This window comes from Streptomyces sp. NPDC052496, assembly GCF_040679095.1.
Classification (GTDB): Bacteria; Actinomycetota; Actinomycetes; order Streptomycetales; family Streptomycetaceae; genus Streptomyces.
In genome coordinates, this window is record NZ_JBFAUH010000010.1 from 51,484 (window position 1) to 73,213 (window position 21,730).

General features: G+C 75.7%; 1 protein-coding gene. It reads left to right on the forward strand.

Annotation, left to right across the window (positions count from 1 at the left end; genetic code table 11):
• Window positions 1-33: 33 nt before the first annotated feature.
• The gene (locus AB0L45_RS15650; RefSeq protein WP_365840024.1) at window positions 34-21,720 is read left to right on the forward strand and encodes a non-ribosomal peptide synthase/polyketide synthase; all 21,687 of its coding nucleotides are present in this window, start codon (window positions 34-36) and stop codon (window positions 21,718-21,720) included.
• The last annotated feature ends 10 nt before the right edge of the window (window positions 21,721-21,730 follow it).

The window sequence follows — 21,730 nt, forward strand, 5'->3', positions numbered from 1 at the left end:
GACACGCGCCCGCTGTGCGAGAGGTCTACGAGAGTGACGTTCGACGAACAGGACGGCGCGCTGCCCGGCGAGGCGCCCGGCAGCGCCTCGGACACCGGCCGGGACGTGCCGCCCGGGACGCTGGGCGAGCTGTTCACCCGGCAGGCGCGGCGGACGCCCGACGCCGTCGCCGTGGTGCACGAGGCCGGACAGATGACGTACGCGGAGGTGGAAGCCGCCGCCAACCGGCTGGCCCGGGTGCTCGTCGGCCGGGGCGCCGGCCCGCGGCGGGCGGTGGCGCTGGTGCTGCCGCGCACCGCTGACCTGGTCGTGGCCGTCCTGGCGGTGCTCAAGTGCGGCGCGGCGTACGTGCCGGTGGACCCCGCGTACCCGGCCGGGCGGATCGCCTTCCTGCTGCGGGACACCGCGCCCGTCGCCGTACTGACGGTGCGTGCGGCGGCCGGCGGGCTGCCCGCCGGGACCGGTGTCCCCGCGCTGCTGCTCGACGACGACGGTACGCGGCGGCTCCTGGACGGGGCTTCGCCCGCGCCCCTCACCGACGCCGGCCACGGCGGGCTGCCGGACCCGCGCGACGGCGCGTACGTCATCCACACGTCGGGCTCCACGGGCACCCCCAAGGGCGTGGTGATCACCCACGACAACGTCGTCCGCCTGCTCACCGCCACCGCGCAGTGGTTCGGCTTCGGCGCGGACGACGTGTGGGCCCTCTTCCACTCCTACGCCTTCGACGTCTCGGTGTGGGAGACGTTCGGCGCGCTGCTGACCGGCGGGCGGCTGGTGGTCGTCCCGTACCGCGTCAGCCGGGCACCCGCGGAGCTCCTGGCGCTGCTCGCCCGCGAGCGGGTCACCGTCCTGTGCCAGACGCCGACCGCCTTCGGCGCGCTGTCGGCCGCCGACGGAGAGAACCCCGGCGTCCTGCGGAACGCGCCGCTGCGCACGGTCGTCCTGGCCGGTGAGGCGCTGGACCCCGCCCGGCTCGCCGGCTGGTACGGCCGGCACCCCGACGACGCGCCCCGCCTGGTCAACATGTACGGCACCACCGAGACCACCGTGCACGCCACTTACGCCGCGTACGACCGGTCCCTGGCCCGCCCCGGCGCGCCGAGCGTCATCGGGGAGGCGATCCCGGACCTCGCGCTGTACGTGCTGGACGAGCGGCTGGGGGAAGTGCCGACCGGCGGTACGGGCGAGCTGTACGTCGCGGGCAGGGGGCTGGCCCGCGGCTACCTCGACCGCCCCGGACTGACCGCCGGACGGTTCGTGGCCTGCCCGTACGGGCCGCCCGGCAGCCGTATGTACCGGACCGGCGACCTGGTGCGGCGCGGGCCCGACGGGCTGGAGTTCGCCGGACGCTGCGACGACCAGGTCAAGATCCGCGGCTTCCGTGTCGAGCCGGGGGAGGTGGAGGCCGCGCTGGCGGCCCACCCGGGTGTGGCCCAGGCCGCGGTGGCCGTCCGCCGGGACGCGGACGGCGGGCCGTGCCTGGTCGGGTACGTCGTACCGGCTCCGGCTCCGGCCACCGCCCCCGCGCAGCGCGGAACCGTCGCGCGCGCGGCGGGCACCGACGAGGCACTGCGGGTCTGGCGGCAGGTGTACGACGACCTGTACGCCGCCTCCGGGGACCGGCCCGCGGTGCCGCTGGGCGAGGACTTCGCGGGGTGGCGCAGCAGCGCCGACGGGCGGCCGATCCCGCTGGAACAGCTGCGTGAGTGGCGGGACGCGACGGTCGACCGGGTGCGGGCCCTGCGGCCCCGCCACGTCCTGGACATCGGCGTGGGCACCGGCCTCCTCCTGGCCCGGCTGGCCCCGCACTGCGAGAGCTACTGGGGCACCGACCTGTCCGCCGAGGCCGTCACCGCACTGCGCGGCAGACTCGCGGCGGACCCCGCGTCGGCCGCCCGCACCACGCTGACCTGCCAGGCCGCCGACGACATGCGGGGCCTGCCGGAGGGCGGCTTCGACGTCGTCGTACTCAACTCCGTCGTCCAGTACTTTCCCGACGCGGACTACCTCCTCACCGTGCTGCGCGGCGCGCTCGACCGTCTCGCGCCCGGCGGCGCCCTCTTCGTCGGCGACGTACGCGACCTCCGGCTGGCCCGCCACTTCCACACCGCGCTGTACCGGCACCGCACGGGCGCCCGTGGCACGGCGCCGGACGGCGCCGCGCTCGCCGCCGCGGTCCGGCGGAGCCTGGCGCAGGAAAAGGAACTGCTGGTCGCGCCGGGCTTCTTCGCCGCCTTGCCGGACGGGCCGCTGCCCGCGGTGTGCGCGGTGGACCTCCGCGTCAAACGCGGGCGGTACCACAACGAGCTGAGCCGCTACCGGTACGACGTGGTGCTGCGCAAGGGCCCGGCCCGGGTGGTCTCCCTCGCCGACGCGCCGCGGGTGCGGTGGGGGAGCGAGGTGCCCGGGCTGCCGTCGCTGGCGCGGCGGCTGCGCACCGGGCGGCCGGGGATGCTGCGGGTGAGCGGCATCCCCAACGCGCGCCTGCTCGATACGGCGGTGGCCGCCGGGCCGTCCGGCGCCGGTCCCGGCCCGGCCGTCGACCCCGAGGAGCTGCACGACCTGGCCGCAGCCGTCGGCTGTCAGGCGCTCGTCACCTGGTCCGAGGCGGACGACGGCAGTCTGGACGCCGTGTTCCTGCGGGAGGAGGAACACGGCGGCGCGCCGCTCGAAGCGGCGGACGTGGCGTACACCGACGTCCACCGCCCGGCCGTACGCGCCCGCGGTGACGTGTGCTCCCTGCGGGCGCTGACCGGCGGACCGGCCCGGCGCCGGGCCGACGCCGCGCTCGGCACCGCCGTACGCGAAGCTGTCGCGGCCCGGCTGCCGCACCACATGGTGCCGTCCGCCGTCCTGGTCCTCGACGAGCTGCCGATGACGGTGAACGGCAAGCTGGACCGGCGGGCCCTGCCCGAGCCGGACCGGCACGCCCCCCGCCCCGGGCCCGGCGGACGCGCGCCGCGCCACGCCCGCGAGGACATCCTGTGCGACCTCTTCGCGGACACCCTGAGCCTCGCCGAAGTAGGCCCCGACCAGGACTTCTTCGACCTCGGCGGCCACTCGCTGCTGGCTACGGGGCTGGTGAACCGGGTGCGGTCGGCCTTCGGCACGGAGCTGGGGCTGCGTGCGGTCTTCGAGGCGCCGACCCCGGCGGGTCTGGCCGCGCGGCTGACCGCCGGACATCACCGCCGTCCCGCGCTGACGGCCCGGAACCCGTGCCCCGCGTGGCTGCCGCTGTCCTTCGCGCAGCGCCGGATGTGGTTCCTGCACCGCCTGCACGGGCCGCGCCCCACCCACCACGTCCCGCTCCTCCTCCGGCTCTCCGGCCGCCTCGACCGGCAGGCACTGGAGGCGGCCTGGCGCGATGTCGTCGTGCGGCACGAGCCGCTGCGTACCGTCTTCCCGGAAGATGACGACGGGCCGCGCCAGTCCGTTCTGCCCCCGGATGCCGTGCCGCTCCACATGCCCGTCACCGGGACCACACCGGGCGCCGTCCAAGACCTGGTGGACGAGGAAGTGCGCCAAGGGTTCGGCCTGGCCGCCGAACTGCCGGTACGGGCCCGCCTGTTCGTCCTGGGGCCGGAGGACCATCTGCTGTGCCTGACGCTGCATCACATCGCGGTGGACGGCTGGTCCCTGGCGCCTCTGTGGCGCGATCTCTCGTACGCCTACGAGGAGCGCGGCCGGAAGCGTCCGCCGTCCTGGGCCCCGCTGCCCGTACGGTACGCCGATTACACCCTGTGGCAGCGCGACCTCCTCGACACGGACGACGGCACCGGTTCCCCCATGGCTGCCGGACAACTCGCCTACTGGACGGAGAAGCTGGCCGGACTGCCGGACCGGATCGCGCTGCCCTACGACCGGCCGCACCCGGACGAGCCCACCGGACGCAGCGGCAGCTGCCCCTTCCAGTGGGGCGGTGGCCTCGCGGACGCGGTGCGCGCGCTGGCACGGGAGTGCGGGGCGACCCCGTCCATGGTGATGCAGGCAGCACTCGCCGCCCTGCTGACGCGGCTGGGCGCGGGCGAGGACATCCCCATCGGCACCCCCGTCGCCGGACGCACCGACGAGGCGCTGCACGGCCTGGTCGGGCTCTTCGTCAACACGGTGGTGCTGCGCGTCGACACATCGGGCGCGCCGGACTTCCGCACCCTGCTCACCCGCGTACGGGAAACCGGCCTGGAGGCGTACGACCACCAGGACGTGCCCATCGAGCGGGTCGTCGACGCACTCCGCCCGGACCGGTCGGCGACGGCCGACCGCCACCCGCTGTTCCAGACCCTGCTGGTCTGGCAGAACACCCCCGCCGCAGCCCCCGAGCTGCCCGGCGTCACCGTCGAGGCCTGGGAGCCGGCCACCGGCGCCCTCGTCACCGACCTGGAGATCAGCGTCACGGAGACGCCCGGCGGTACCGCCGGAACGGGCACCCTGACCGGCGCCGCCCACTTCAACGCCGACGTCCTCGACCGCGCCACCGTCGAAGCGTTCCTGGAACGGCTGCGGCACCTGCTGGCGGACGTGACCGCCGGCCCCGGTGCGCATCAGGCCCTGCTGCCGGAGCTGTTCACGCGGCAGGCTGCCCGGACACCCGGCGCGCCGGCCGTGACCTTCCGCGATGCCACCCTGACGTACGGCGAACTCGACGCTGCCGCGAACCGGCTGGCACGGGTCCTCATCGAGCGGGGTGCCGGGCCCGAACAGTACGTGGCGCTGGAACTGACGCGCTCGGCCGGCCTCGTCACCGCCGTACTCGCGGTGCTGAAGACCGGCGCGGCCTACGTGCCCCTGGAACCCGGACAGCCGGCCGGGCACAACAACAAGATCCTGCGCGCCGTCCGCCCGGTGCTGCTGCTCACCACCCGTACACCGGAGGCGGCGCCGACCGCGCCGTACCTCGCCTGGGACGGGCCGGAGCTGGCCGACGCCCTCCGCCGCTGCTCCGACGCGCCCGTAGGCGATCACGAGCGCATCCGCCCACTGCTCCCCGCACACCCGGCCTACGTCATCCACACCTCCGGCTCCACCGGCGACCCCAAAGGCGTGGTGGTCCCGCACCACGCCGTGGCCCGCCTGTTCAGCGACGCCCCGGAACTGGACTTCCGCGCCGACGACGTCACCCCGCTGCTCCACTCGCACACCTTCGACCTCTCGGTCTGGGAGATGTGGGGGCCCCTGCTGCACGGCGGCCGGCTGGTGGTGGTGCCGTACGAGGAGAGCCGCTCCCCGGCGGAACTGCTGCGGCTGCTGGTACGGGAGGGAGCCACCCAGCTCCACCAGTCACCGACCGCCTTCGAGCAGCTCACGCGCGCCCTGCGCGAGGAGCCCGGACTCGCCGGAGAACTGGCGCTGCGCCGCGTCGAGCTCGGCGGCGAAACGCTGCCGACCCCCACCGCGCGGGAAGGCCGTGCACTGCTGCCCGGCGCGCGCTTCGCCCACGCGTACGGCCCCACCGAGACCACGGTGTTCGTCATCGCCGGCTTCCTCGACGGGCCGCTGCCGGTCACACAGCCCCCGCCCCTCGGCCGGGCGCTGGGCGGCATCCGGCTGTACCTCCTGGACGACGCGCTGCGCCCGGCCGCCCCGGGCGTCGCGGCGGAACTGTACGTCGCGGGCGCCGGTGTGACGCGCGGCTACCTGGGCCGGAGCGCGCTCACCGCGGAGCGCTTCGTGGCCTGTCCGTACGGGCCGCCGGGGGAGCGGATGTACCGCACCGGGGACCTGGTCCGCCGGGGCGCCGACGGCTCACTGGAGTTCGTGGGCCGCGCGGACGAGCAGGTCAAGGTACGGGGCTTCCGCATCGAGCCGGGCGAAGTACGGGCCGCGCTGCGCGCCCACCCCACGGTCGGCTCGGCCGCCGTCGTCGTACGCGAGGACCGGCCGGGCGACCGGCGGCTGGTCGCGTACGTGACCTCCGCCGCCGGACGCCACGCCGACCCGCGCGAGCTGCGCCGGTACGCGGCCGGGCAGCTGCCGGACCACATGGTGCCCGCCGCGGTCGTCGTCCTGGACGCGCTGCCGCTGACCACCGGCGGAAAACTGGACCGCTCGCGCCTGCCACGGCCCGACTACGCGGCGGCGTCCGCGGGCCGCGCGCCCCGCGACGACCGCGAGCGGACGCTGTCCCGGCTCTTCGCCGAGGTGCTCGGCCCCGGCACCGGCGCGGCAGGCGCCGACGACGACTTCTTCGACCTCGGCGGCGACAGCATCATCGCCCTCCAGCTCGTCAGCCGGGCCCGGCGGGCCGGACTCGCCCTGACCCCGCGCGACGTCTTCCGCCACCGCACCGTCGAAGCTCTCGCCGCGCGGGCAGGCTCGCTCGCGGTGGAAGCGGCACCTGCCGCGTCCACCGGACATGACAGCGGGCCGCTGCCCCTCACCCCCGTCATGCACGCCCTGCGGGAGGCCGGAGGGCCGGTGGCCGGTTGCCACCAGGCCGTCCTCCTCCAGGTGCCGCCCCGGCTCGGCATCCGGCATCTGACCACCGCGCTCCGTGCGGTGACCGCTCACCATGACGCGCTGCGGCTGCGCCTGACCCGGGTGGGCGGGTCGGCCTGGGCACTGGATGTCGCCCCGCCAGGGACGGGCGACGACACGGCCCCGGGCCCGGACTGCGTGCACCGGGTGGACGTGGCAGGCCGTGACGACACCGCGCTCGACGACGCCGTACGCCGCCACAAGGACGCCGCCCGGGACCGGCTCGACCCGGAATCGGGCCGGACCGCGGGCCTGGTCCAGGCCGTCTGGTTCGACGCCGGTCCCGACAGGCCAGGACGGCTGCTGCTGACGATCCACCACCTCGCCGTGGACGGCGTCTCCTGGCGCGTACTGCTGCCCGACCTGCGAGCGGCCTGGGAAGCCGCCGCGGCAGGCCGTACGCCCGGCCTCGAACCGGTCGGCACCTCCCTGCGTGCCTGGTCCCAGCGGCTCGCCGACCTCGCCCAGCAGCGCGACCGCATCGCCGAACTCCCCCTGTGGACCGGCATCACCGGCACCGCCGAACCGCCCCTGTCCCGCCTCCCGTACGACCCGTCCCGCGACCTGACGAGCACGGTACGGCGGCTGACCCTGACCCTGCCGCCGGAGCGCACGGCCCCGCTGCTCGGCCCGGCGCCCGCCGCCCTGCACGGCAGGACCGACGACCTCCTGCTCACCGCCCTCGGCCTGGCCGTCGCCGACTGGCGCCGCCGCCGGACCGGCTGCCCGGACACCGCCGTACTGGTCGATGTCGAACGGCACGGCCGCGAGGACGGGCACGACGGCCCGGAGACGGACAGCAGTACGGCGCAGGGCACGGCCGCAGACGCCGGTCTGGCGCGGACCGTCGGCTGGCTCACCAGCGTCCACCCCGTACGCCTCGACCCGGGCAGCGCCGACGCCGCCCGGCTCCGGTCCGGCGGTCCCGCACTGGACCGGGCCTTCCGGCGCGTCAAGGGACAGCTGCGGGCCGTCCCCGGCAACGGCCTCGGCTACGGCCTGCTCCGCCACCTCAACCCGCAGACGGCCCCCGTCCTCGCCGCCGGTGCCCGCCCACTGGTCAGCTACAACAACCTCGGCCGCCTCACCCGGACCACCGGGGACGGCGACTGGGCGCCGGTCCCCGGCTCGGGCGGCATCACCGGCGGAGCCGACCCCGCCCAGCCCGTCACCCACCTCGTCACGCTGGACACGCTGGTCGAGGACCGGACCGGCGGCCCGGTCCTGACGGCGGCCTGGTCCTGGCCGGGCGCCCTGTTCACCGAGGACGAGGTACGCGACCTCGCGCACACCTGGTCGGCGCTGCTCACCGCCCTCACGGACCGGGCCGGGACACCGGACGCGGACGGCCGCACGCCCGCCGACTTCCCCCTCGTCGCCCTCACCGAGGAGGAGACCGCACGGCTGACGCGCGACTGCCCCGGCCTGGCCGACGTCTGGCCCCTCACCCCGCTCCAGGAAGGGCTGCTCTTCCACGCCCTGTACGACGAACAGGCCCCGGACGTCTACACCAGCCAGCTCGCCGTCGACCTGCACGGCCCTCTCGACACGGGCGCGCTGCGCGCGGCAGGACAGGCCGTACTGGCACGGCACCCCGCCCTGCGCGCCGCCTTCCGGCACGACGGTCTGCGCACACCCGTCCAGGTGGTGCAGCACCCACGGTCCGTCACCCTGCCGTGGGCCGAGCACGACCTCGCGGACCTGACCGACGGGGCCGGACAGGCCGCCCGCGCGGACCGCATGGCGTCCGCCGCCCGCGCCACCCGCTTCGACCTGGCCCACGGCCCGCTGCTGCGGTTCACCCTGCTGCGCCTCGGACCCACCCGGCACCGCCTGCTGCTGACGGTCCAGCACCTGATCCTGGACGGCTGGTCCGGGCCGCTGGTGCTGCGGGACCTGCTCGCCGTGTACGCGGCGGGGGGCGACGCCACGGCCCTGCCCGCCCCGGCGCCGTACCGGGAACACCTGCGCCGGCTCACGGCACAGGACCGTACGGCAGCCGAAGCGGCCTGGCAGGAGGCCCTGTCCGGCCTGGACGGACCGACCCTCGTGGCGCCCGGACGCACCGCCGGCGCGAGCGCGGAGCAGGGCCGGGAGAGGGCGGAGGGCAGGAGGGGGGAGCAGCAGGGCAGCGCCGGAGAACGCGGCGGCGTGGCGGAGCACGGCAGCGTCGGTGCCACGCTGTCCGCCGGGCTGACCACGGCCCTCCGCGCGCTGGCCCGCCGCCACGGCCTGACCCTGAACACCGTGTTCCAGGGCGCCTGGGCCGTGGTCCTGCGCGGCCTGACCGGACAGGACGACATCTGCTTCGGCGCCACGGTCTCCGGCCGCCCCGCGGACGTACCGGGCGCCGAGGACATGGTCGGGATGTTCAACAACACCCTTCCGGTACGGGTACGGCTCGACGCCGGCCGGCCTTTCGCCCGCACCCTGGCCCGGCTCCAGGACGAACAGGCCGGACTGCTGCCCCACCAGCACATCGGCCTCTCCCGGCTGCACCGCCTCTGCGGGCACGATCAGCTCTTCGACACGCTCCTGGTCTTCGAGAATCTTCCCGCGAACGGCGCCGGCCCGACGGCGGGCACCGGCCCGCTGCGTGCGACGGCACCCCGGATCACCTCGGGCACGCACTACCCGCTGAGCCTCGCCGTCCTCCCCGGCGAACGGCTCGCCCTCAAACTGGGCCACCGCCGCGACCTGTTCGCCCCCCGCGCCGCGGCCGGCACCCTCCACCGCCTGATCCGCGTCCTGAAAGCGGTGGCGGACGACCCGGACCGGCCGGTCTGCGGCCTTCCCGTCCTCTCACCCGGGGAGCGCACCCGCGTCCTGCACACCTGGAGCACCGCCCCGGGCCCCGCTCCCGCACCGCGCACCTGGCCCGCCCTCTTCGAGGCACAGGCAGCACGGACGCCCCGGGCCACGGCGGTACGGGCCGCCGACGCCACGCTCACCTACGCCGAACTCGACGCGGCGGCCGGCCGGCTGGCGCGGCTGATCGTGCCGTACGGCGCGGGCCCCGAGCGGTCGGTGGCGCTCGCCCTGCCACGCTCCGCCCGTCTGATCGTCGCGGTCCTCGCCGTCCTGAAGGCCGGCGCCGCCTACGTACCCCTGGACCCGGCCCACCCGGCCGAGCGCGTCACGTCCCTGCTGCACGACACCCGGCCCGTACTGCTGCTCACCGACAGCGCCACCGCCGGCTCCCTGCCGCCGGGCCCCGAACCCCGCCTCACCCTGGACGCCCCCGCCACCGGAGCCCTGCTCGACACCCTCCCGGCCACCCCGGTCCAGGACGCCGAACGCACCACGCCGCTGCTGCCCCGGCACCCCGCCTACGTCATCCACACCTCCGGCTCGACCGGCGGACCCCAGGGCGTACAGGTCACGCACGAGGGCATCGCCGCACTCGCCGCGGCACAGACCGCGCACTTCGGCACCGGCCCCGGCAGCGTCGTCCTGCTCTTCGCCTCCCTGAGCTTCGACGCCTCCGTGTCCGACCTGTGCACCGCGCTCCTCTCCGGAGCCACCCTGGCCGTCGCCCCCGCCGGCACCCTCCTCGCCGGCCGGGAACTGGCCGACACCGTCACACGGTTCGGCGTGACCCACCTGAAGCTGCCGCCGAGCGTGCTGGCCGGCGTGCCGTCCGGCGCGCTGCCGCCGGGCATCGTGCTCGCGGTGGCCGGTGAGCCGTGCCCGGCGGAGCTGGCGGAGCGGTGGGGCTCCACGCATCGCCTGGTGAACGTGTACGGGCCGACCGAGACGACGGTCTGCGCGACGATGTCCCGGGCGTTGCCGGACGGCTGCCCGCCGCCGATCGGGCAGCCGGTCACCGGCACCCGGGCGTACGTGCTGGACGCGGCGCTGCGGCCGGTGGCGCCCGGTGTGGTGGGGGAGCTGTACCTGGCGGGGGCCGGGCTGGCGCGGGGGTATGTGAACCGGCCGGGGCGGACGGCGGGGCGGTTCGTGGCGTGTCCGTTCGGGGTGGCGGGGGAGCGGATGTACCGGACGGGTGATGTGGTGCGGTGGCGGGCCGACGGCCAGTTGGAGTTCGTCGGCCGGGTCGATGACCAGGTGAAGGTGCGGGGCTTTCGTATCGAGCCGGGGGAGGTCGAGGCGGCGCTCACCGCCCACCCCGCCGTCGCCCGCGCGGCAGTCGTCGTGCGCGAGGACCGCCCTGGCGACCGGAGGCTGGTCGCGTACGCGGTCCCGGCGGAGCCTCAGGTGCCGGTCCCCGGCGAGCTGCGGCGGTACCTGGGGAAGCGACTGCCCGCGTACCTGGTGCCCTCGGCGGTCGTCCTGCTGGACGCGCTGCCGCTCACCCCCAACGGCAAGCTGGACCAGCGGGCTCTCCCGGCACCTGGCGCGACCGCCACGGGCCGTGGCGGGACCGCTTCCGGGCGCTTCCCGCGCGACGCCCGCGAAGAGATCCTGTGCGGGCTGTTCGCGGACGTGCTCGGGCTGCCGGAGGTGGGAGCCGAGGACGACTTCTTCGACCTGGGCGGCCACTCCCTCCTCGCGACCCGGCTCGTCGGCCTGGCCCGCGCCGCGCTCGGCCGCGAGCTGAACGTCCGTGCCCTGTTCGAGGCGCGCACCCCGGCCGGGCTGGCGCGGCGCCTGGACGGAGCGGCGGCGGCCCGGCCCGCCGTCGTACGTACCGAGCGGCCCGCCCGGGTGCCGCTGTCGTCCGGGCAGCGGCGCCTGTGGTTCCTTCACCGGCTGGCGGGGCCGGACGCGACGTACAACGTGCCGCTGGTGCTGCGGTTGCGGGGCGGGGTGGACGTAGGGGCGCTGGATGCGGCGTTGGGGGATGTGGTGGGGCGGCACGAGGTGTTGCGTACGGTGTTCGCGGAGGGGGCGGACGGCGAGCCGTACCAGGTGGTGCGTGATCATGATGCGCACCGGTCGTACCTGACGGTGACGCCGGGCGGGCAGGCGGCCGAGGTGGCGCGGGCGGCGCGGTACGTCTTCGACCTGACGCGCGAACTGCCCTTCCGCGCAGAGCTGTTCCAGGGATCCGGCGACGAGTCGACGCTGGTGCTCCTCGTCCATCACATCGCGGCGGACGGCTGGTCGCTGGCGCCGTTGTGGCGGGACGTGGCGACGGCGTACGAGGCGCGGACCGGTGGCAGGGCGCCGGAGTGGGACGCACTGCCCGTGCAGTACGCGGATTTCGCGCTGTGGCAGCGGGACGTGCTGGCGCCCGGCAGTGACCTGGTGAAGCGGCAGATCGCGTTCTGGCAGCAGGAACTGGCCGGGCTCCCGGGCGAGGTGGCGTTGCCGTACGACCGTCCGCGTCCGGCTGCCGGTGGTCACCGGGGCGCGGTCGTTCCGTTCCGGTGGGACGCGGAGGTGCACGGGCGGGTGGTGGAGCTGGCCCGGGCGCGCGGGGCGAGCGTGTTCATGGTGGTGCAGGCCGCGTTGGCGGCGCTGCTGACCCGGCTGGGTGCGGGGACGGACATTCCGCTCGGGACGCCGGTCGCGGGCCGTGGTGATGCCGTGCTGGACGATGTGGTCGGGTTCTTCGTCAATACGCTGGTGCTGCGTACGGACACCTCCGGTGATCCGTCGTTCCGTGTGCTGCTGGACCGGGTGCGGGAGACGGACCTGCGGGCCTACGCCCACCAGGACGTGCCGTTCGAGCGGCTGGTCGAGGCGCTGAATCCGGACCGTACGGCCGGCCGCAACCCGCTCTTCCACGTCGCCCTCGCGATGAACAGCACGGACCGTGCCGGACACGGCCTCCCGGGGGTCGAGGCCGAGGAGGTCCACCTCTCCACCGGCGCCGCGAAGATGGACCTCACCATCGCCGTACGGGAGCGCCGGGACGCCGGGCGGGCTCCGGCCGGGATCGAGGGGGAGGCGGAGTTCCGTACGGACCTGTTCGACCCGGCCACCGTCGAAGGACTGCTCGCGCGCCTGCGCAGGCTGCTGGAGGCGGCCCTCGCGGACCCGGACCGGACCATCGGCAGCCTGGACATCCTGACCGCCGCCGAGCGGCACACGCTGCTGGAGACCGCGAACGCCACCGCCCGGGCCCTGCCCGCCGCCACGCTGCCCGAGCTGTTCGAGGCCCAGGCGGCCCGCACCCCCGACGCGCCGGCGGTCATCGCACCCGGCACCCGGCTCACCTACGCGGAACTGGACGCCCGCGCCAACCGCCTGGCCCGGCTGCTGGCCACTCGGGGAGCGGGCCCGGAAGGCGTGGTGGCGCTGGCGCTGCCGCGCTCCGCCGGCCAGGTCACGGTCGTGCTCGCCATCCTGAAGACCGGCGCCGCCCACCTCCCCGTCGACCCCGCCCACCCGCACGCCCGCATCGCCTTCCTGCTCCGGGACACGACGCCCGCCCTCCTCGTCACCGACCGCGCGACCGGCGCCGCGCTCCCCGGCACGGACGTACCCCGCCTCCTCCTCGACGCGGACGACACGGCACACGCCCTCGCGGCCCTGCCGGACACCGGCCTCACCGATGCCGACCGGGCGGCCCCCGCCCTCCCCGCCGGCGTCGCCTACGTGATCCACACCTCCGGCTCGTCCGGAACACCGAAGGGTGTCCTGGTCTCCCACCGCGGCATCGCCTCCCTCGTCGCGACGCAACGGGAGCGTCTCGACGCGGGACCGGGCAGCCGGGTGCTGGCGTTCGCCTCGACCGGTTTCGACGCGTCGTTCTGGGAACTGTGCATGGCCCTCCTGACCGGCGGCTGCCTCGTCACCGCCCCTGCGGACCACCTGCTGCCGGGCGCGCCCCTGGCCGGGACCGTGACCGCGTACGGCGTGACCCACCTGACGCTGCCGCCCTCGTCCCTGGCGGCGCTCGACCCCGGCGAGCTGCCCGCGGGACTCACGCTCGTGGTGGCGGGCGAGGCGTGCCCCGCCGGACTGGCGGCACGCTGGGCGCCGGGCCGCACGATGGCCGACGCGTACGGGCCGACCGAGACGACGGTCTGCGCCACCTTGTCCGCTCCGCTCACGGGCGACGGGCCGCCGCCGATCGGGACACCGGTGGTCAACACCCGGGTGTACGTGCTGGACGCGGGGCTGCGGCCGGTGGTGCCCGGTGTGGTGGGGGAGTTGTACGTGGCGGGGGCCGGGCTGGCGCGGGGGTATGTGAATCGGCCGGGGCTGACCGCGGAGCGGTTCGTGGCGTGTCCGTTCGGGGTGGCGGGGGAGCGGATGTACCGGACGGGTGACTTGGTGCGGTGGCGGGCCGACGGGCAGCTGGAGTTCGTCGGACGGGCCGATGACCAGGTGAAGGTGCGGGGCTTCCGTATCGAGCCGGGGGAGGTCGAGGCGGCCCTCACCGCCCACCCCGCCGTCGCCCGTGCCGCGGTCGTCGTGCGCGAGGACCGCCCGGGCGACCGGAGGCTGGTGGCGTACGTGGTGCCCGCCGGAGCGTCCCCGAGGCGGCCGCACGGTGACGGGCCGGACCATCCAGGCCTTCCGGAGCCCTCGATCGTCCCGGACGGCCCGGAGCACCCCGGCCTCCCGGACCTCCCCGCCTTCCTCAGCACCCGGCTGCCCGCCCACCTGCTCCCGGCCGCCACCGTGTTCCTGGACGCCCTTCCCCTGACGCCCGGCGGCAAGCTGGACCGCCGCGCCCTGCCCGCGCCGCACGCCGGCGGCCACCGTGCCGGCCGCGCTTCCCGCGCCCCCCGCACGTCCGAAGAGGTGGTGCTGTGCGGGCTGTTCGCGGAGGTGCTGGGCGTGTCCGAGGCCGGCGCGGACGACGGGTTCTTCGCACTCGGCGGCCACTCCCTGCTCGCCACCCGGCTGGTCAACCGGGTCCGCGCCGTCCTGGGTGCGGAACTCGGGCTCCGCGCCGTCTTCGAGACGCCCACCCCCGCCGCCCTGGCCACCCGCCTCGGCACCCCGGCCCGCCCGCGCCCGGCGCTCCGCCCGCGGCCCCGGCCCGCCCGGGTGCCGCTGTCGTCCGGGCAGCGGCGCCTCTGGACGCTGCACCGCATGGCGGGGCCGAGCGCCACGTACAACGTGCCGCTGGTGCTGCGGCTGCGGGGCGGGGTGGACGCGGCGGCGCTGGATGCGGCGTTGGGGGATGTGGTGGGGCGGCACGAGGTGCTGCGTACGGTGTTCGCGGAGGGGGCGGACGGCGAGCCGTACCAGGTGGTGCGTGATCATGATGCGCACCGGTCGTACCTGACGGTGCGGCGCGCCGGGCAGACGGCGGCCGACCGTTCCGAGGTGGTGCGGGCCACACGGTACGCCTTCGACCTGGCGGCCGAACCCCCTTTCCGCGCCGAGCTGTTCCCGTCCGACCACGACGAGTCGACGCTGGTGCTCCTCGTCCATCACATCGCGGCGGACGGCTGGTCCTTGGCGCCGTTGTGGCGGGACGTGGCGACGGCGTACGAGGCGCGGACCGGTGGCAGGGCGCCGGAGTGGGACGCGCTGCCGGTGCAGTACGCGGATTTCGCGCTCTGGCAGCGGGAGGTGCTGGACGACGAGGCGGAGACGGAGCGGCACCTCGCTTTCTGGCGCGAGGAACTCGCCGATGTGCCGAGTGGGTTGACGCTCCCATGCGACCGCGGGCGGTCGACGGCAACCGGTCACCGGGGCGCGGTCGTTCCGTTCCGGTGGGATGCGGAGGTGCACGGGCGGGTGGTGGAGCTGGCCCGGCAGCATGGGGCGAGCGTGTTCATGGTGGTGCAGGCCGCGTTGGCGGCGTTGCTGACCCGGCTGGGTGCGGGGACGGACATCCCGCTGGGAGCGCCGGTCGCGGGCCGTGGTGATGCCGTGCTGGACGATGTGGTCGGGTTCTTCGTCAATACGCTGGTGCTGCGTACGGACACCTCCGGCGACCCGTCGTTCCACGAGCTGGTACGACGGGTCCGGGAGCGCGACCTGCGGGCCTACGCCCACCAGGACGTGCCGTTCGAGCGGCTGGTCGAGGCGCTGAATCCGGACCGTACGGCCGGCCGCAACCCGCTCTTCCAGGTCGCCCTGACCGTGGACACCGCGCCCGGCGCCCCGCTGACCCTCCCCGGGGTGACGGTCGAGCAGGAGGAGACACACACCGGTACCGCCAAGTTCGACCTCTCCTTCCGCCTCACTGAACGGCGGACCCCCGGCGGGCAGCCTGCCGGTATCGACGGTTCGGTGGAGTACGCCACCGCCCTGTTCGACCGCGGTACCGCCGAGACTCTGGCCGTACGGCTGCGACGCCTCGTGACGGCGGTCGTCGCCCGGCCCGGCCGGCCCGTCGGCGAAGCGGACATCCTCTCCGCGGGGGAACGCCGGCTGTTGCTGCACCGGTGGAGCGGTCCGGCGCGCGTCCTGCCGGTGGGGCTCCTGCCCGCACTGTTCGAGGAACAGGCCGCCAGGGAACCCGACGCGCCCGCCGTCATCGAGGGGGACCGGACGGCGACGTACGCCGGGACGAACGCCGCGGCCAACCGCCTCGCCCACCTCCTGACCAGCCGCGGCGCGGGCCCGGAGCGCATCGTCGCCCTCTGCCTGCCACGGTCCGCCACCGCCGTGCGGGCCGCTCTCGCCGTGGCCAAGACGGGCGCCGCCCACCTCCCCGTGGACCCCGCGCTGCCGCACGAGCGGATCGCGTACCTGCTGCGGGACGCCGCCCCCGTCCTCGTCGTGACCACCGCCGACGCCGCCCGCGGGCTGCCGGCGGACGGCCCGCCGCGCCTCGTCCTGGACGCCGGCGACACGCCGCACACCCTCGCCGGGCAGCCGGACCACGACCTGACCGACGCCGACCGGCTCGCGCCGCTGCTGCCCGCGCACCCCGCCTACGTCATCCACACGTCCGGCTCCACCGGCGCGCCCAAGGGCGTCGCGGTGCCCCACACGGGCCTGCACGCCCTCGCCGCCGCCCAGGTGGCCCGGTTCGGCCTGCGCCCCGGCAGCCGGGTGCTCCAGCTCGCCTCGCCCAGCTTCGACGCGTCGGTGATGGAGACGCTGATGGCGTTCGCGTCGGGCGCCGCCCTGGTCGTGCCGCCGGCCGGACCGCTCGGCGGCGACGCGCTCGCGGACTTCCTGGCCCGGCAGCGCGTCACCCACTGCCTCGTCCCCCCGACGGTGCTGGCCGGCGTCCCGTACGCCCCGCTGCCCGGCCTGGAGACCCTGGTCATCGGCGGGGAGGCGGGCAGCGCCGAACTGGTGGCCCGCTGGTCGCCCGGCCGCCGCATGATCAACGCGTACGGGCCGACCGAGGCGACGGTCTGCGCCACCCTCAGCGAACCCCTGCACGGCACCGGCACCCCGCCGATCGGCGCACCCGTCACCCACAGCCGGGCCTACGTGCTGGACGCGGCACTCAGGCTCCTACCGCCGGGCGTGGTGGGGGAGCTGTACCTGGCGGGGGCCGGGCTGGCGCGGGGGTATGTGAACCGGCCTGGGCTGACCGCCGAGCGGTTCGTGGCGTGTCCGTTCGGGGAGGCGGGGGCGCGGATGTACCGGACGGGTGACTTGGTGCGGTGGCGGGCCGACGGGCAGTTGGAGTTCGTCGGCCGGGCCGACGCCCAGGTGAAGGTGCGGGGCTTCCGTATCGAGCCGGGGGAAGTCGAGGCGGCGCTCACCGCCCACCCCGCCGTCGCCCGCGCCGCCGTCACCGTCCGTACGGACGCTGCGGGCACCGCGCGGCTGATCGGCTACGTGGTCGCCGCACCCGCAGGCCCGGCCCCCGAACCGGGCGCCGTACGGGAATTCCTGCGCGCCCGGCTGCCCGACTACCTGGTCCCGGCCGCCGTCGTCCCGCTGGACGCGCTTCCGCTGACGGCCGGCGGCAAGCTCGACCGCAACGCCCTTCCCGACCCCGGCTTCGCCCCGGCACCGCACGGGCGCACGCCGCGCACGCCCGAGGAAGAGGTGCTGTGCGGCCTGTTCGCCGAGGTGCTGCGGCTGCCCGCGGTCGGCGTGGACGACAACTTCTTCGACCTCGGCGGCGACTCACTGCTGGCCACCCGGCTGGCCGGACGCATCCGTGCCGTGCTCGGCACCGAACTCGACCTCCGGATCCTCTTCTCCGCACCGACCGTCGCCGGTACGGCCGGGCGGCTGCGCACCGCCCGGCGGCCCCGGCCCGCGCTGCGCCCCGCCGCCCGCCCGCACGCCGTACCGCTGTCCCACGCCCAGCGCCGCCTGTGGTTCCTGCACCGCATGGAGGGCCCGAGCGCCACGTACAACATCCCGCTCGCCATGCGGCTCACCGGCACGCTGGACGCCGCCGCGCTGCGCACGGCGCTGGTGGACGTGATGGAACGGCACGAGGTGCTGCGCACGGTACTGCCCGAGACCGACGGCGTCCCCCGGCAGACGGTGCTCGGCCGGGACGCCGCGCTCGCCGCCGTGACCGTCACGGACGCGACGGGCCGGGACGAGACCGAACTGACGGAGCGGATCCGCGCGGCCGCCCGCCGCCCCGTCGACCTGACCCGCGAACTCCCGCTCCGCGCCGACCTGCTCGTCCTCGGCCCCGCGGACCACGTGCTGGTCCTCGTCGTGCACCACATCGCCGCCGACGGCTGGTCCCTCGGCCCCCTGTGGCGCGACCTGGCCCGCGCCTACGCCGCCCGCCGCGCGGGCCGCCGGCCGGACCTGCCGCCCCTGCCCGTCCAGTACGCCGATTACACGCTCTGGCAGCACGAACTGCTCGGCGACGCCGACGACCCGGACAGCCTCCTCGCCGAACAGCTCGCCTACTGGACCGGGCACCTGCGCGGCCTGCCGGACCAGCTGGCCCTGCCCACCGACCGGCCGCGCCCGGCCGTCCCGGGGGGACACGGCGACGTCCTGTCCTTCTCCTGGGACGCCGCCGCACACCAGCGGCTCGCCGCGCTGGCCCGGGACTGCGGGGCGAGCGTCTTCATGGTCGTGCAGGCCGCGGTGGCGGCGCTGCTGACCCGGCTGGGGGCCGGTACCGACATCCCCCTCGGCACCCCGGCCGCCGGACGGACCGACGAGGCACTCGACGACGTCGTGGGCTTCTTCGTCAACACCCTCGTACTGCGGACCGACACCTCCGGCGATCCCACCTTCCGCGCGCTGATCGGCCGCGTACGGGACGTGAACCTCGCCGCGTACGCCCACCAGGACCTCCCCTTCGAACTCCTCGTGGAAGCCCTCAACCCGCCCCGCGACGCCGCCCGCCACCCGCTCTTCCAGACCCTGCTGACCTGGCAGTCCGCCGCCGGCCGTGACCTGGAACTGCCCGGCGTCACCAGTACGCCGCTGCCCGCCGGAACCGGGACCGCCCGGCTCGACATGGAGCTCAACGCCACCGAGCACCGCACACCGGACGGCACCCCCGCCGGTGTCGAGGCGATGGTCGAATACAGCACCGACCTCTTCGACCGGCCCACCGTCGAAGCCTTCGTGGCGCGGCTGCGCCGCATCACCGACGCCGCGACGGCCGACCCCGGCCGGCGGATCAGCCAGGCGGACCTCCTCACCGCCCGCGAACGGCGCACCCTGCGCGCCCTGAACGACACCGCGCACGGCGTCCCCGACCTGGTCCTGCCGCGCCTCTTCGAGGACCAGGCAGCCGCCACACCCGACGCGCCCGCCCTGATCTCCGACGGCCGCACCCTCACCTACGCGCAACTGAACGCCTCGGCGAACCGCCTGGCCCGCCTCCTCGTCACCCGCGGAGCCGGGCCGGAGGACGTCGTCGCGGTGGCGCTGCCCCGCACCCCTGCCATGGTCACCGCCGTCCTCGCCGTCCTCAAGGCAGGAGCCGCGTACCTCTTCCTGGACCCCGAATACCCCGCCGAACGGCTCGCCTTCATGCTCGGCGACACCCGGCCCGTCCTGCTGGTCACGGACCGCGCCGGCGCGGTGGCGCTGCCCGCCGCCGACGTTCCGCGCCTCCTCCTGGACGGGGCGGGGCACGGCCGGGGCGGTGGGGTGGCGGGGGAGGGTGGGTTCACCGGGGCCGCTGGTGCTGGTGTCGGTGCTGGTGCTGCTGCCGGTTCGAGAGCCGGTTCCGGTGCCGGTTCCGGTTCCGGTGACGCCGATCTCACCGACGCCGACCGGCGGGCCCCGCTCACCCCGCTCCACCCCGCCTACGTCATCTACACCTCCGGCTCCACCGGCACCCCCAAGGGCGTCGTCGGCGTGCACCGGAACTGTGTCAACCGCCTGCTGTGGTGCGGCCGTACCTACCCCTGGCACGCCGGACAGCCGGTGCTCGCCAAGACCACCCTCAGCTTCATCGACGGCACCACCGAACTGCTCGGCGCCCTGCTGCACGGCGCGCCGGTCGTCCTCGCGGACTCCCTGACCGCCCGCAGCCCGGCGGACCTGGCCGCCCTCGTCGCCCGGCACGGTGCCACCCGCATCACCGTCGTGCCCAGTCTGCTGGCCGCCCTCCTGGACGGCGACACCGGGCTGCTGGCGACCTGCCGCCTGTGGGTGACCAGTGGCGAGGCCCTGCCGCCCGCCCTCTCGCAGCGGTTCGCCGATGCCCTCCCGGGTGCCCGGCTGGTCAACTTCTACGGCGCGTCCGAAGCCGGCGGCGACAGCCTGCACGCCGTCGCGCACGGCCCCGACGTCGCCGCCGGACGGCCCGTCTGGAACACCCATGTGCACATCCTGGACGCCACCCTGCGCCCGGTGCCCCCGGGCGTGCCGGGCGAGATCCACCTGACCGGCACCGGCCTGGCCCGCGGCTATCTGCACCGCCCCGCGCTCACCGCCGAACGCTTCGTCGCCGACCCGTACGGCGCGCCCGGCGAACGCATGTACCGCACCGGTGACCTGGGGCGGCACCGCCCGGACGGCGTGGTGGAGTACCTCGGCCGGCTGGACGACCAGGTGCAGGTCAACGGCGTACGGATCGAGCTGGGCGAGGTGCAGGCCGCGGTGCTCGCCCACCCGGACGTGGACCGCGCCGCCGTGGCCGTCCGCGAGGACGTCCCGGGCCGCAGACAACTCGTCGCGTACGCCGTGCCCGTTCCCGGTACGGAGCCGGACGCCGTGCGCGTACGGCGGTTCCTGCGGGAACGGCTGCCCCGCTTCATGGTCCCGGCCGCCGTCGTCCTCCTGGACGTACTGCCGCTGACCGCCAACGGCAAGATCGACCGGGGCGCCCTGCCCGCACCCGTCTTCACCGCGACGGAAGGCGGCCGGGCGCCCGGCACCCCGCCCGAGGAGATGATGAGCGCGCTCTTCGCCGAAGTGCTCGGCCTGCCCGCCGTGGGCCCCGAGGACGGATTCTTCGACCTGGGCGGCGATTCACTGCTGGCCGCCCGCCTCACCAGCCGCGTCCGCGCGGTCTTCGGCGCCGACCCGGGCATCCGCGCCCTGTTCGAGGCCCAGACGCCCGCCGGGCTCGTACGGGCCCTGGAGACCGTGGCCGACGAAGCCACCGCGACCGTGGACGCCCTGCGCGTCCTGCTGCCGCTGCGCCCGCGCGGCAGCCGCCCGCCGCTGTTCTGCGTCCACCCCGCCTCGGGCATCAGCTGGCCGTACGCCGGGCTCATGCGCCACCTCGACGACCGCCCCGTGTACGGGCTCCAGGCACGCGGCCTGACCGAGCCCGGCGCGCGCCCGGCGACCGTCGCGGACATGGCCGCCGATTACCTGGAGCAGCTGCGCACCGTCCAGCCCACCGGCCCGTACCACCTGCTCGGCTGGTCCTTCGGCGGCGCCGTCGCGCACGCGATGGCCACGCGCCTCCAGGAGCAGGGCGAAACCGTCGCCTTCCTGGCCCTGCTGGACTCGCCGCCCCTCCAGATCGGCCCCGAACGCGTACTTCCGCGCCACACCGCGCAGGACGTGGCCGCACTGTTCGTCGACTCGGTCGGCCACGCCGTCCCTGACACCGGCACCGGTACCGGCACCGGCCTCGATCCCACCCGAGCGGCGGACATCCTGCGCGAGGAGGGCAGCGCGCTGGCCGCCCTCCTGGAAGAACCCCTCGTGACAGCCCTGGCGGAGACCCTGACCGACAACACCCGCCTGCGCTGGTACACCTTCCGGCCCGCCGTCTTCGAGGGCGACCTGCTGCTGTTCAAGGCGGAGCCCGAACGCGGCGAACCGCACTGGCCGGCGGAGGCGTGGCAGCCGTACGTCTCCGGCGCCGTCCACACCCACGACGCGTGCTGCGAGCACGGGCACATGATGCGGCCGCACGTCCTCGACCGGATCGGGCCCGTGATCGCCGCCGCGCTGGAGTCAGGCGGTCCGACGCCCGACGCGTCCCGCGCCCCGAAGAGCGGACGGCCAGCGAAGAGCGAACGGCCATCGAAGAAGGACCGGCCCCCGAAGAACGACTAGCCCCTCACCC